General features: G+C 65.2%; 18 protein-coding genes. 8 read left to right on the top strand and 10 right to left on the bottom strand.

Going from position 1 to position 12,620, the window contains the following annotated elements; all coding sequences use genetic code 11:
- Positions 1-153: 153 nt before the first annotated feature.
- Together ACW2Q0_RS24800 and ACW2Q0_RS24795 are read left to right on the top strand one after the other, a co-directional pair.
- Positions 154-834 (top strand): TetR/AcrR family transcriptional regulator, encoded by a 681-nt coding sequence (locus ACW2Q0_RS24800; protein WP_457193306.1) that lies wholly within the window; start codon positions 154-156, stop codon positions 832-834.
- 55 nt (positions 835-889) lie between these two features.
- Positions 890-2,185 carry a D-arabinono-1,4-lactone oxidase gene (locus ACW2Q0_RS24795; protein ID WP_457193305.1) on the top strand — a complete coding sequence of 432 codons (1,296 nt, stop codon included), beginning with the start codon at positions 890-892 and terminating at the stop codon, positions 2,183-2,185.
- A 12-nt stretch (positions 2,186-2,197) separates the two neighbouring features.
- On the opposite strand, the gene ACW2Q0_RS24790 is transcribed toward ACW2Q0_RS24795, so the two are convergent.
- Positions 2,198-2,944: an SIR2 family NAD-dependent protein deacylase gene (locus ACW2Q0_RS24790; RefSeq protein WP_457193304.1), complete on the bottom strand. Its 747-nt coding sequence runs from the start codon at positions 2,942-2,944 to the stop codon at positions 2,198-2,200.
- Between the two features lie 402 nt (positions 2,945-3,346).
- Between ACW2Q0_RS24790 and ACW2Q0_RS24785 the strand changes: the two genes are divergently transcribed.
- Positions 3,347-3,760, top strand: coding sequence for an arsenate reductase ArsC (locus tag ACW2Q0_RS24785; protein ID WP_457193303.1), 414 nt, complete (start codon positions 3,347-3,349; stop codon positions 3,758-3,760).
- Between the two features lie 48 nt (positions 3,761-3,808).
- Positions 3,809-4,201, top strand: coding sequence for a VOC family protein (locus tag ACW2Q0_RS24780; RefSeq protein ID WP_457193302.1), 393 nt, complete (start codon positions 3,809-3,811; stop codon positions 4,199-4,201).
- A gap of 7 nt (positions 4,202-4,208) precedes the next feature.
- Here ACW2Q0_RS24780 and ACW2Q0_RS24775 read toward each other — a convergent pair whose 3' ends face one another.
- Positions 4,209-4,919, bottom strand: coding sequence for a helix-turn-helix domain-containing protein (locus ACW2Q0_RS24775; protein ID WP_457193301.1), 711 nt, complete (start codon positions 4,917-4,919; stop codon positions 4,209-4,211).
- A 199-nt stretch (positions 4,920-5,118) separates the two neighbouring features.
- Positions 5,119-5,598 carry a hypothetical protein gene (locus ACW2Q0_RS24770; RefSeq protein WP_457193300.1) on the bottom strand — a complete coding sequence of 160 codons (480 nt, stop codon included), beginning with the start codon at positions 5,596-5,598 and terminating at the stop codon, positions 5,119-5,121.
- Between the two features lie 133 nt (positions 5,599-5,731).
- Between ACW2Q0_RS24770 and ACW2Q0_RS24765 the strand changes: the two genes are divergently transcribed.
- The 3 genes from ACW2Q0_RS24765 to ACW2Q0_RS24755 are packed head-to-tail and all read left to right on the top strand — an operon-like array spanning position 5,732 to position 8,081.
- Complete coding sequence (locus ACW2Q0_RS24765; protein ID WP_457193299.1) at positions 5,732-6,502, top strand: dienelactone hydrolase family protein; 771 nt, start codon at positions 5,732-5,734, stop codon at positions 6,500-6,502.
- 45 nt (positions 6,503-6,547) lie between these two features.
- The gene (locus tag ACW2Q0_RS24760; RefSeq protein ID WP_457193298.1) at positions 6,548-7,489 is read left to right on the top strand and encodes a serine/threonine dehydratase; all 942 of its coding nucleotides are present in this window, start codon (positions 6,548-6,550) and stop codon (positions 7,487-7,489) included.
- A gap of 49 nt (positions 7,490-7,538) precedes the next feature.
- Positions 7,539-8,081 (top strand): thioredoxin family protein, encoded by a 543-nt coding sequence (locus ACW2Q0_RS24755; protein ID WP_457193297.1) that lies wholly within the window; start codon positions 7,539-7,541, stop codon positions 8,079-8,081.
- Here the strand turns inward: ACW2Q0_RS24755 and ACW2Q0_RS24750 are convergent.
- The 7 genes from ACW2Q0_RS24750 to ACW2Q0_RS24720 all read right to left on the bottom strand — a co-directional run bounded on the left by ACW2Q0_RS24750 (position 8,078) and on the right by ACW2Q0_RS24720 (position 12,299).
- Positions 8,078-8,368: a hypothetical protein gene (locus tag ACW2Q0_RS24750; RefSeq protein ID WP_457193344.1), complete on the bottom strand. Its 291-nt coding sequence runs from the start codon at positions 8,366-8,368 to the stop codon at positions 8,078-8,080. The two genes, ACW2Q0_RS24755 and ACW2Q0_RS24750, sit on opposite strands and share 4 nt — an antisense overlap.
- A gap of 113 nt (positions 8,369-8,481) precedes the next feature.
- Positions 8,482-8,772: a hypothetical protein gene (locus tag ACW2Q0_RS24745; RefSeq protein WP_457193296.1), complete on the bottom strand. Its 291-nt coding sequence runs from the start codon at positions 8,770-8,772 to the stop codon at positions 8,482-8,484.
- Positions 8,773-8,844: 72 nt separating this feature from the next.
- Positions 8,845-9,207, bottom strand: a complete 363-nt coding sequence (locus ACW2Q0_RS24740) for a hypothetical protein (RefSeq protein WP_457193295.1) — start codon at positions 9,205-9,207, stop codon at positions 8,845-8,847.
- Between the two features lie 94 nt (positions 9,208-9,301).
- Complete coding sequence (locus ACW2Q0_RS24735) at positions 9,302-10,015, bottom strand: IclR family transcriptional regulator (protein WP_457193294.1); 714 nt, start codon at positions 10,013-10,015, stop codon at positions 9,302-9,304.
- A gap of 97 nt (positions 10,016-10,112) precedes the next feature.
- Positions 10,113-10,286: a hypothetical protein gene (locus ACW2Q0_RS24730; RefSeq protein WP_457193293.1), complete on the bottom strand. Its 174-nt coding sequence runs from the start codon at positions 10,284-10,286 to the stop codon at positions 10,113-10,115.
- Between the two features lie 241 nt (positions 10,287-10,527).
- The gene (locus ACW2Q0_RS24725; protein ID WP_457193292.1) at positions 10,528-11,796 is read right to left on the bottom strand and encodes a glycosyltransferase 87 family protein; all 1,269 of its coding nucleotides are present in this window, start codon (positions 11,794-11,796) and stop codon (positions 10,528-10,530) included.
- A 107-nt stretch (positions 11,797-11,903) separates the two neighbouring features.
- Entirely contained in the window at positions 11,904-12,299 is a 396-nt protein-coding gene (locus ACW2Q0_RS24720; protein WP_457193291.1) for an ankyrin repeat domain-containing protein, read from the bottom strand.
- 114 nt (positions 12,300-12,413) lie between these two features.
- On the opposite strand from ACW2Q0_RS24720, the gene ACW2Q0_RS24715 reads away from it, so the two are divergent.
- Positions 12,414-12,611 carry a hypothetical protein gene (locus ACW2Q0_RS24715; protein ID WP_457193290.1) on the top strand — a complete coding sequence of 66 codons (198 nt, stop codon included), beginning with the start codon at positions 12,414-12,416 and terminating at the stop codon, positions 12,609-12,611.
- Positions 12,612-12,620 lie beyond the last annotated feature (9 nt).

The following is a 12,620-nucleotide window of genomic DNA, read 5'->3' as shown; positions in this document are numbered from 1 at the left end:
TCGGCAGATCTATTCGTGGTAACTGGGGAGCCTCGGTCCGGCGACTCGGCATCGCGTTGGGCTTGATCCGAAATAACCTTCTCCGCTTACCTGCGCGGAGCTATTGCCATAGCGGAGATAACTCCTCCGCTTAGACCCGCGTATTGCTAGGATATGACTGTGAATCCCGCCACTACCGTGCCCCCACCTCGGCGTCTACGCGCCGACGCTGCCCGCAATCAGCAGCGCATCGTCGAGGCAGCTCGCCAACTCTTCGCCGATCACGGCCTGGAGATCAGCCTCGATGACGTGGCCGAACGCGCCGGGGTCGGCGTCGGCACCGTCTACCGGCGCTTCGCCAATAAGAAGGAATTGATCGCCGAGGTCTTCGAACAGAACGTCGGCGAATTCGCCGTCGCCGCCGACGCCGCCGCCAAACATCCCGATCCCTGGCTGGGCCTGGTCCAGTTCTTCGAGTACGCCTGCACCCATCTGGCGACCAATCGCGGCTTCAGCGAGGTCGTTCTCGAACTCGAGGAGGACCCGGACCGCTTCGCCCAGTTGCGCGACCGGATCAAGCCGACCATCGCCGCGGTCATCGATCGCGCGCGCAAGGCTGGTGTACTGCAGCCCGATATCGAGCCTTCGGACTTCTTCGCGCTGATCCATATGGTCGACGCGCTCGCCGAGTTCTCCAAGCCGGTCAATCCGAACGCCTGGCAGCGCTATATGGCCATCGCCCTCAATGGCGTACGCAGCGATGACACCCCGCGTCGGCCGCTGCCGGTACCGGCATTGACGGACGAGGAAGTCGAACAGGCCAAGTCGTTCGTCTGCGCGGGCCGCAGACGTTAGCGCAAAAGCCGGACAAATCTAGCGACGGTCCGAGCCAGCCCCTAAAATTGGACACATGACCAATTCGTGGGGGAACTGGACCGGGGACCAGCAGTGCGCACCAGCCGCCGTCGCCACCCCACGCAATACCGAAGAATTAGCCGAGATCATCGGCCGCGCCGCCACCACCGGGCAAAGCGTACGCGTCGCCGGTGCGGGACATTCGTTCACCGACGCCGTACTCACCGACGGCATCCTGGTCGACCTCGCGCAGCTGAACCGCATCCTCGAGGTGGACCGGGAGACCGGCCGCGTTCGAGTCGAGGCGGGCATCACCCTCAATGCCGCGAGCAATGCGCTACATCCCCTCGGCCTGGCCTTCCCCAATCTGGGCGATATCGATGGGCAAACCATCGCGGGTGCAACCGCGACGGCCACTCACGGCACCGGCGCGACGCTGCAGAATATCTCGGCCGCACTGCAATCCATCGAACTGGTGCTCGCCGACGGCAGCCGGATCGAGTTGAACGAGGCGTCCGATCCGGACGGCTGGCGCGCGGCGCGGGTCAGCATCGGAGCGCTCGGCGTGGTCAGCGCGGTCACGCTGCAACTAGTGCCGTCGTTCGTACTGGAGGGGATCGAGCGGCCGGTGCCGGTCGAGGATGTCCTCGCGGATCTGGACACCTACATCGACGGCAACCAGCATTTCGAGTTCTACCTGTTCGGGCACAGCCCACTGGCGATGACCAAGCGCAATAACCCCGTCGACCTGCCAGAACAGCCGCGCGGGAGGGCCGCCGACTGGTTCGCCGACATCCTCATGTCCAACTACGCCTTCGACGCGGTGTGCCGACTCGGCAAGCACCGGCCCCGGCTGATGCCGTTGATCCATCGGGGCGCCGCTTATGCGGGCAGCTACCGCCGCCAGGTCGACCGCTCGTATCGAGTCTTCGCCTCGCCCCGGCTGATTCGCTTCACCGAGATGGAATACGCCATCCCGCGCGAACATTCCGTCGCCGCCATCCGTGAGATCAAGGAACTCGCGACGCGATTCGACACGCCGATGCCGATCGAGGTGCGCTGGGTCGCCCCCGATGACGCGTTCCTCTCCCCCGCGAACGGCCGCGACACCTGTTACATCGCCGTGCACCAGTACCGCGGCATGGCCTTCGAACCGTATTTCCGCGCCTGCGAGGCGGTTTTCGACACATGCAACGGCCGCCCGCACTGGGGCAAGCGGCACTTCCAAACCGCCGAGACGCTGCGCCCGCGCTACCCGGACTGGGATCACTTCACCGAGGTGCGCCGCCGCTTCGATCCGAAAGGTCGCTTCGCCAACGCCTACGTCGAGCGAGTGCTCGGGTCTGTGTGAGCCCGCGCGTGGTCAGCTGGCCAATATCTCGGCGACCAGGCGCGGGAGGGCCGTGCCGATGGGTTCACGGATGACCTCGGTGGCGATGCTGTCATAAGGCGTCGGTTCGGCATTGACGATGACCAGATCCGCGCCGCTGTCGACCGCGATCGCGCACATCGAAGCGGCGGGCTCCACCTGCAGCGAAGAACCGACGGCCAGGAAGATATCGCTGGCCTCCGCGGTCAGCGCGGCCTTGGTCATGGTGCCGCGATCCATCTGCTGACCGAACATGATGGTCGCGGATTTGAGAATGCCGCCGCAGGCCGGACACGGCGGATCCGGCTCACCCGCGGCCACCCGCGCCAGTGTGGCGGCCATGCTGGTCTGGTATTGGCAACCGATACAGACGACTTCGAACATATTGCCGTGGATTTCGATCACTCGGCCAGGTGAGGATCCGGCGCGCTGGTGCAGCCGATCAATGTTCTGGGTGATGATCGTGATGGTGCGTCCGGCGCGCTCCAGATCGGCCAGCGCGGTGTGCGCGGCATTGGGTTCAGCCTGCCAGGCCGGATTGTCGCGCCGGGCCAGCCAGGAGCGTTTACGCAGCTCCGGATCGGCGAGGTAGGCATCGTAGGTCGACAACAGTTCGGCGATGGGATCTTTCGTCCACACACCGCGGGGGCCGCGGAAGTCGGGAATGCCGGAATCGGTGGAGATGCCCGCGCCGGTGAGGACGCCGATCCGCCCGTCGCGGTTGCGCCAGTCGGTCGTCATATCTAATCAGCCTAGGGGCATGCGTCAGCCGAGCCCACAGATGAGCGATCTGCGTCCTGTGTGACGCCTGCCACGCACGACGCGCGTCCTCGGCCCACGGTTGCCGCTCCCGCACCTGCGGGCCGCGTCGTATCCAGGCAAAACGCAAACTTCCTGACCGGCCGGTTTCTTCTCGGTCGATATCCCGCGTGCGGCAACAACTCTCGCGCGACGGTCCTCGAGATGCCTTGGCGGGCAAAGTCACCCCCTCGTCGCGAAACACATTCCGCTCGTCCTGGTATACGTATCACGCACCCTACGACGCAGACCGGTGCAGCCGTTGCCCGATAATCCCGACATTGCGCCCAGACATCCCCACCACGGCACCGCTCCGATTCACCAGCCCGAAAGGTATTCCCGCACATGGCTCACAAGCCCAGCGTGCTGTTCGTCTGTGTCCACAATGCGGGCCGGTCGCAAATGGCTGCCGGATTCCTCGATGCGCTCGCCGGCGACCGCATAGATGTGCACTCCGCCGGCAGCGCGCCCGCCGAGGTCATCAATCCGGCCGCCGTCGCGGTCATGGCCGAACTCGATATCGATATTTCGGAGCAGGCACCGAAGCTGCTGACCGTGGACGCGGTTGCCATGTCCGATGTCGTCGTCACCATGGGCTGCGGTGACGCGTGTCCGTTCTTCCCCGGTATCAGCTACCGCGACTGGATGCTGCCCGATGCGACCGGCGAGGACATCGCCATCGTGCGCTCGGTCCGCGACCGGATCCGCATCCTGGTAGAGAATCTGATCGCGGAACTGATCCCGGCGACCGCCTGCTGAGTCCGATTTGTTCAAGACGACCGCCGAAGTGCGGCATACGCTGCGGATATGACTCCACAACTCAATGTCATCGGCATTGTCGTCAGCGATATGGGCGCCTCGCTCGCCTTCTATCGACGCCTGGGTCTCGAGTTCCCGGGCGCGGACGATGACCGGCATCTCGAGGCCACGCTGCCCGGCGGTATGCGCCTGACTCTGGATACCGAGGCCGTGATCAAGTCCTTCCACTCCGACTGGCAGCCGCCGACGACCACGGGCCGGCTCGGGCTGGCATTCCAGTGCGCGAATCCGGCCGAGGTCGACGCGCTCTACAGCGAACTCATCGATGCCGGATACCGCGGCGAACTGAAGCCATGGGACGCGCTCTGGGGCCAGCGCTACGCGACGATCCTGGATCCGGACGGCAACAGCGTCGATCTGTACGCCCCGCTATCCGATTGAGCCGTCATTATGCGCGGGTGAGCAACTCGCTCAACGGCATTCCGGCCAGTTCACGCACATCACGCGCGAGGTGCGCCTGATCGGCGAATCCGGTGCGAAACGCGGTGTCCGCGAGCGGCACACCGCTGCGGGCCACCGCGAGCGCCCGCTGTAGCCGCAGGATGCGCGCCAATGTCTTGGGCCCATAGCCGAAGGCCGCGAGACAGCGTCGGTGCAATACCCGCGCACCGAGCCCCACGGCCTCGGCCGTGGCCGCGACCGACCATCCGGCGTCCAGCGCGACGACGATCCGCCGCAATACCGGGTCGGGCGGGTCGGTGTCGTAGGCCCGGCGCATTGCGATCGCCTCCAATGCGGCGGGCCGATCCGCTGCCGCCCCAACCTGTTCCGCGAGCCGCCGAACGGTCGCGGCGGGCCACAGGTCAGCCAACTCGACCCGTTTGTCGCGCAACTCCTGCGCGGGCACCCCGAGCAGTGCGGGCGCACTCCCCGGTGCGAATCGAATTCCGACCCACCGAGCCCCCGCCGCACCATCGGCCTGATACGCCCGAGTGTCCGGACCTGCCACCAGCAACCTGCCATTACTCCACAGCAGATCCATACAGCCATCCGGCAACACTGGTAATGCCGCGGGCCCGGTGGCAATGGTATTCGTCCACACCACGGCACCCGGGACCCGCGACGGCCGCTCCCGATATTCCGGCGCTACCTCTGCCACGAATCCGAGGCTACCCGGGTCACCTCGTCACTCAGCCGAGGAAGGTCACCAGCCGGCCGGCCACTGCGGCCGCTTCTGCGGCACGAAGTGGCCGCAGGCCAGGATCCGTTCCATCGAATAGACCGGACCAACTGCCGAGCAGACACGCACTATGCGGATTCCGAGTTGCGCACCCGCGCGCTGGAGTCTCCGCACGGGTTCAGTGCACGATGCCGCGCGGGATGACCCAGATCGTGCGATCGTCGCCCTGGGCGATTTTCGAATCCGGATCCTTACATCCGACGGTGACCTCGGCGCCTGGGGGCGAGGAAAAGGTCCAAAGCGTCATCCACTCTTGCCCGCCGATTGTTTCCTGCTTTTTGGTATCGGTGGAACGGAGGTCTTCGTTGCGTCCGGTGCTGTCGGTTACCGCGCAGCGTAGGCTCGCGCTCGCCACGCCCCAGTCGACGGGCACCTTGATATCCATTACGGCATCGGCGGGAATCGGTACTTTCTTGGTGTCCCCCAACGGAATCCGCACACCGCTGCCCTGCTCTTCGATTTCGGCCGGTGTCGCACCGACCGAACTCGTTTCCGATGGTGCGGGCGAACTCGACGCGGCCATCGTGGACTTGTCATCGGAGCATCCCACCACGGCAACGGCGACAAACGCAGTCACCGCCATCCAGATCAGTTTCACCGGTCAACCTCTCTTCGACAGAGCATGACTACAACTTCCAGATGGACGCAGACTACATGGCGGGCAAATCGGCGATTTGTTCGCGAATAACAGGACTCGGCGGATATCGAAAATCTCCGATAGCCTGATGCTCATGACGATGCCCGTCGCATTCAGCACCCTCGATGTCCGCACCGCCGACGGCAATGCCGATGCCTACCTGGCCCGACCCGATGACGGCGCCGCGCATCCCGGCGTGCTGTTCAATATGGACGCCTATGGCCTGCGGCCTTGGCTGCGCGAAATGATGCAAGCCATCGCGGCCAACGGCTACACCGTGTTGGCACCCAACATCTTCTACCGAACCGGGCCCGCGCCGGTGCTCCCGATGCCCGATTCCACCGATCCGGAAGGGCATGCGAAATTCTTTGTCGCACTTGGCCCGGCGCGAGCGGCGCTCACACCGGAAAAGGCATTGCTGGACGCGCGAACCTATCTCGATTGGCTGACCGCCGCCGAGTTCGTGGCGCCGGGCCCGGTGGCGGTGGCCGGATATTGCATGGGCGGCAGACTCGCCTTGCGCGCCGCGGGTGCATTCGGGAATCGCATCGCGGCGGCCGCCAGTTTCCACGGCGGCCGCCTGGCGGTCGACGAACAACCCGACAGCCCGCACCACACCGCTGCGGGCATTACCGCCGAATTATTGATCGCGCATGCGAGCCAAGATGATTCGATACCGCCCGAGCAGATCGCCCGTTTGGAAAAGGCCCTCGACGCGGCGCGGGTCCGCTACACCTCGGTGGTCTACCCGAATACCCGCCACGGCTTCACCATGCGCGACACCCCCGTCTTCGATCAGGCGGCCTACGACCGCCATCTCACCGATCTGCTCGGACTTCTGCGTCGGGCGTTCCCCAGCGCCTGATGCGCTGGACAAGATGATCTGTCGGGACCGCGGACAGGACTGCGAATGGAGTTGAGCTACGGCGATGTGAAGGCCGCCGCGGATCGGATCGCCGGACATGTGCGGCCGGTCGCCGTGGCACCCTGTGACCCGGTGGCGACAACCGGCAAGCTGTGGCTCGCACTGGAATTCATGCAGCACACCGGCTCGTTCAAGGCCCGTGGAGCCCGAAGCTTCATCCAGGCGCATCTGGACGACGGGACCCTGCCGGATGCCGGCGTAACCATCGCATCCGGCGGCAACGCCGGATTAGCGTGTGCGTGGGCGGCCCGCGAACAGGACGTGCGGGCGACGGTATTCCTGCCGACCACCGCGCCGATGGTGAAGGTCGAGCGGCTGCGCGGCTATGGCGCGCAGGTCCGCCTGATCGGTACCGAATACGCCGACGCACTCGCCGCCTGTCACGAATTCGCCGACAGCAGTGGCGCTTTGCCTTCACATGCCTACGACGATCCCTACATCGCGGCCGGTGCGGGCACCCTGATGGTGGAGATCCATCAACTGCTCCCCCGCCTCGACACCGTCGTCGTCGCGGTCGGCGGCGGCGGTCTGTTCGCCGGGGTCGCCACGGCCGCGGACCACTACGGTGTGCGGACGATCGCGGTGGAACCGGAACGCTGCCGGGCACTGCACGATGCGATCCAGGCCGGACAGATCGTCGACGCGCCGGTCGATTCGGTCGCCGCCGATTCCCTCGGTGCCCGCCGCGCCACCGAACTGGCGTTGCACGCGGCCCAGCATTATGACGTGACCTCGGTGCTCGTCCCCGACGCCGATATCATCGCGGCCCGGCTGGCACTGTGGCAGGACCGCCGCCTGGCCGTAGAACACGCTGCCGCCACTGCGGTCGCGGCGCTGGCCACCGGCGCCTATCGTCCCGAGGCCGGTGAACGGGTCTGCGTCGTACTGTGCGGGGCCAATACCGATGCGGCCGATCTGGCGCGGTGAATCGGGCCGGGCGCACTAGGCTCGATATCGACTCGGATGGAGGCACCTCATGTCGGTCCAATCCCTGATGGTCCCGATCGGAACACCCGCCCCGGCCTTCGCCCTGCCCGACCTCGACGGTCACCGCCACTCCCGCGCCGACTACAGGGACGGGCCGGGGCTACTGGTGATCTTCGCCTGCAACCACTGCCCATACGTGCGGCACCTCGAGTCGAGACTCGGCGAGGTGCTCGCCACGCTGACGATTCCGACGGTGGCGATCTGCACCAACGACGCCGATGCCTACCCGGATGACGGGCCGGAGCATCTGCGGGCCCAAGCCGATCGCGCCGGTTGGCGGTTTCCCTACCTGATCGATGAAACACAGCAGGTGGGTCGAGCCTTCCGGGCCGCGTGCACGCCGGACTTCTTCCTCTACGACGCACAGTTGGAACTCGCCTACCGCGGCGCATTCGACGAATCGACCCCGGGCAACGGTAAGCCGGTGACCGGCAACGCATTACGCGCCGCAGTGGAGGCGGTACTTACCGGAACACCCGTGCCCGAGCCGCATCGGCCGAGCATGGGCTGCTCCATCAAATGGTGTTCCTAGGTGCCGATCACGGCATTCATGATGGTGCCCGCGCTGGTGGCGACGACGCCGCCGATCATGGCTCCCGCCACCATCTTCGGCGACTGCAGGCCACCACCGGACCACTTCTCCCAGGCGAACCGACCGCCCGCGTAGGTGATGGCGGTAATGCCCGCCAGCAGGACGAACCAGGTGAAATAGCGCACCATCTGCAGGATCTTGTCCGCGAGGGGCGGCGCCTGAGGTGTCGGGTTGCCGAGTTGGGCCAGGACTGCTCCATACGTGTCATGTGCCGCGGCGAGAATCATGCTCACAGTCGTACCCCTCTTCTGATATCTGCGACGCTGGTAAGCGCCTAGCCAGATAATAGCGGCTCGACTCGAGACAGATTGTGCAGCAATCGGATTCATCGACGTACCGGTCAGCTTGATTCCGTCGCGGCACACCGCGGCATGTGTAGCGCCAGCGCCGAGCCCGATACTGTGAGCACGGTGGCGATCGAATAGACCGAAAGAAGTCCCGGTCCGTCGTCGATGGCCCAGCTGCCGATGCGGCCCGCGAATCCGGCGAGGAGCTGGAATCCGGCGGCATTGACCGCGATAGCCGGTGTGGGCGCACCTGCGCCGTACACCACCGGAAGCGCGGGTACCACACCCGTTACGAAACCACTCACCTCGTGCGCACCCCAGGTGAAGTACGTAAACACCGTCACCACACCGACATTGCCGACTGCGGCGAGTTCCGCCGAGTTGTCGAGAGCTTCCTCATTCCGGCGACATAGCGATCAGGGACGGTCGGCGGTCTGTTGCAGTTCGATCCGGATCCGGTCGTCGCTGAGGATGAGCGTGCCGTTGCTCGTGGTCCACGCGGGTGCGAGAAGCAGGAATTCTTTGAGCCAGGTGTCCTGGTCGGCGAATTCCGGCGGGTAGGACAGAACGGTGGAAAACGGGCATCGGGTTTTCAAGACGCCGCTGTCGGGATCCACCTCGAACATCGAGGTATTGGCGCCCGCATGGGCGGACAGGCGGCGGGTTTCGTCGACGAACCACAGGGTGATCCGGGTGCCGCGGACCAGGAATCGTGGTCGGCCATTCTCGGTCACGGATGATGAGATGTAGCGGTGGCCCCAGAGATCGGAATTCTGCATCGGTTGATCGCCCTTACTCACAGCGTTCGACAGCTCACCTATCCTGGTTCCCGTGCCGAGCATGCAGAACGGCACGGTCCACTGAACGAACCGATCAGCGAAGATTCTTCTCGATTTCGCGTGCGATATGCGCGATCAGCCCGGGCAGATTCGGTGGAAATTGTTGAGACAGTGCGATACAGCCGATCGCGGCCGCATCGCACATATCCGGTTGCCGGATTGCCGCCGCCGCACAACAGATCCCGGGGATCAGTTTGTGGTGATCGACGGAAACCATTCCGGCATCGACGATTCCGGAGCATACGCGCTGCCATTCGGCGGCGGAGTAGGTCGGGGGCGGGACGGTATTGTCCGCCCGTCCCGCGAAGAGCACCTGCGCCAAGGCGGTGCGATAGATCAGCTCCGGATCCGCGGCGGAATTGAGAAAGAATTCAGCACCCTTGATCCCGGAGACCAACTGAACCCCGTCCGCATCCAGAATGCACACCGCGACAGTCGAATTCGTCAATGCCGCCAGCACCCGGGCGGGCCGTTGCGCGGCCCGACGCAGGATCGGCGCGGCCTGCCAATGCCGGCCCAGCTCCGCCATCCGCTCACCGACGAAATACCGCTGCTCCACCCGCTGTACGGCACCGAGCGCCACCAACTGCTCGGCCAACCGATATGCGGTGGCCTTGGCCAATCCGGTGCTGCGGGCCAGTTGCGAGAGCCCACAACCCTCCGGTGCCGCCGAAATGGCCTCCAGAATCTGGAAACCCGCGTCGAGCACACCGCGGCCCGTTCCGTCAGCCGATGGGCTACCAGCCATCGCGCCCGTCCTCCTCTTTACCGCGGCTCGCAGCGGCACACGGCAAGAAGAGATGGTACGCCGGTTGTCGTTCGCAACAAGGCGTTCTGAGACGAGATCAGCTCACGTCGAGCACGACCTTGCCTGGGCCACGCCCCTTTTCGCTCTCCTCCTGCGCGGCCGCCGCCCGCTCGAGCAGGAAGGTCCGCGCCTGATTGCACCAGCCTACGGCGCGCCGCGCGCCGGACAGCTGACGCGGCCGAGGTTTTCTCAGGGAAGTCTCATCGAACACCTACCTCTGGTCTCAGAACTGTTCCGTTCAATGACCGGTGGCTGCCCCGCTCGGTCCCAGTCTCACCCGGGCGGTAGGCAGCGCCAACTCGGCAAGAATCCGAAACGACCCCGAACCGAATCGGCGGCCATCTCGTAATACCTACAAACAACGAGTCGACAGCGCCGACTTCGGATTCCGTTCGATATCGATCGCGACCACGCGGCGCCCTCCGTCCCGAAACCCGGCGTCCCAGAAAGGGTCAGGCCGCCGGGCGAGGACCTGCCAGATCGACGAGAGCGATATCCTTCGACGCGGAATCGGCTTCGCCCGCTTGCGACTTCGCCCGCCTGCCGGCAATCAGATACGCGATGACCAGCAACACGCTCAACCACACGTAGGTGTTGCCCCACAGGTGTTGCCAAGGCGTCCAAGCCAATTCGCGTCTGTCGTCGCCGGGCAGCCAGTTCTGCGGCCCATAGACGAATGCCGCGGTGGTGAGCACGATCGCCACATACCAACCGATCGCCCGACCGCGCGGCAGTGTGGTCGCATAGCAGACCATCGCGAATACCGCGGGCGCGATCATCACCCAGTGGTGTGACCAGGAGATCGGCGATACCAGCAGGGTGAAGACGGCATTGATCGACAGCGCGAGCGCGGGCACCTCGGCGGCCTGCCGCATAGCCGGGACCACCAGCACCAGCAGCGCCGCACTCAACACCAGCCATAGCACGGTGAACAGCGGCTTCTCCACACCGAATCGGGCGAGCACGGCCTGGATCGACTGATTGGTATGGAAGGAGGAGCCGCTGAGTCCGGAAACATTGCCGAGTCCGCCGAACCAGTAGGTGACCGATTCCTTGGGCAAGATCGCGAAGCTGAGCGCGGTCGCCACCGCACCGGTGATCGCGGCCGTGGCCGCGGCGCGGTAATCCCGGCGCACCAGGAAGTAGAGCACGAATGCGGCCGGTGTCAGCTTGATCGCGGCGGCCACGCCGACCAGCATGCCGCGCCGCCACTTCGGCTTCGCGGTCAACGCGTCCGCGGCGACCAGCACCATCAGCAGCAGATTCACCTGACCGAAGTCCAGCGTCGAGCGGACCGGCTCCAACAGCATGGCCAGCGGTGTCGCACAGGAAGTGGCGAGCAGCGCGAGCCGCAATCCGCTGCGGTCGGGCCAGCGTCGCCGCGCGACCAGATACAGCGTCACGGCCAGCGCGAGCGTCGAGGAGATGAAGAAGGTTGAGGCCGCGGCGTCCCATGGCAGCAGTGCGAACGGACTCAGCACCAGCGCGGCGAACGGCGGATAGATGAACGGCAGGCCGATACCGATGGTGGTCTGCGGCAGCTGACCGTACATATCCGCGCCGTCGCGCAGCGCCTCGATACCGAGCCGATACACCTGCAGGTCGATGAACCCACCGGTGATCCGGTGCAACGGCCACAGCGGCGCCGTCAGACACCACGTGGCGAAGGCGACGAGCAGCACCGGCACCAACCACACCGCGTGCCCGAATCTTCGGTTCACGGGCTTCGACCTATCTGGCGTGGTGACACTACTCATCCGCGGCGACTATACCGACCCGCACGAACGCGGCCGAATCGGCGTTCTTGCTCATGACAACCGGCCAACGGTCAGGACGCACCGAACAAGCTCAGCAGATCGTTCTTGCCGAACATGGCGGCCGCGGCGCGCGCGGACGGTGTCCCGGCATCCGGATCCGCACCCGCGGCGAGCAAGGCCCGCAGGATCTCGGTCTCGCCCTTGAAGACGGCACCGGCCAGCGGCGTCTGTCCCTTGTCATTGGCCCGATTCGGATCGGCATCGCGGGCGAGCAGCACCTGGACAGCGTCCTGATGACCGTGGTAGGCGGCCAGCATGAGCAGCGTGTCGCCGTTGTCGTTGGTGAGGTTCACCGGGACACCGGCATCGAGATACGCCGTGAGCTGCTCGGCATTACCGTGCCGAGCTAGATCGAAGATCCTCGTGGCGAGTTCGATCAGGTCCGCGTCCATCTCGTCATTGCCCATTTGCCAGTACTACCACTAGAGACGCACCGAAGACGACAGTTGTCACGGAATGAGATTCGGCCTGTCGCGGTCGATAACAGTTTCATAACTCGACGGTCTGGGTATCCGGTGAACATGACAGTGACGCACAAGCGATTTCACCGCCCCGGCGGTGTCGATCGCGGAACTGCGCTGCTGGCCGCGGTAACCTGCCTGATTTTCGTGGCCGGCATCGCCACCATCACCCGATCCTTCGCGACCACCGCGGCGTCCGCCGGATGCATCTCGGCCGGTCTGGTCGTGACCCTCGGCATCCTGCCGCACAGTCGTTAGGCGGTCCAC

This window comes from Nocardia citri (assembly GCF_054065835.1).
Note: the sequence above shows the minus strand (reverse complement) of the source record. Positions and strands in the feature narration are given on the sequence as shown.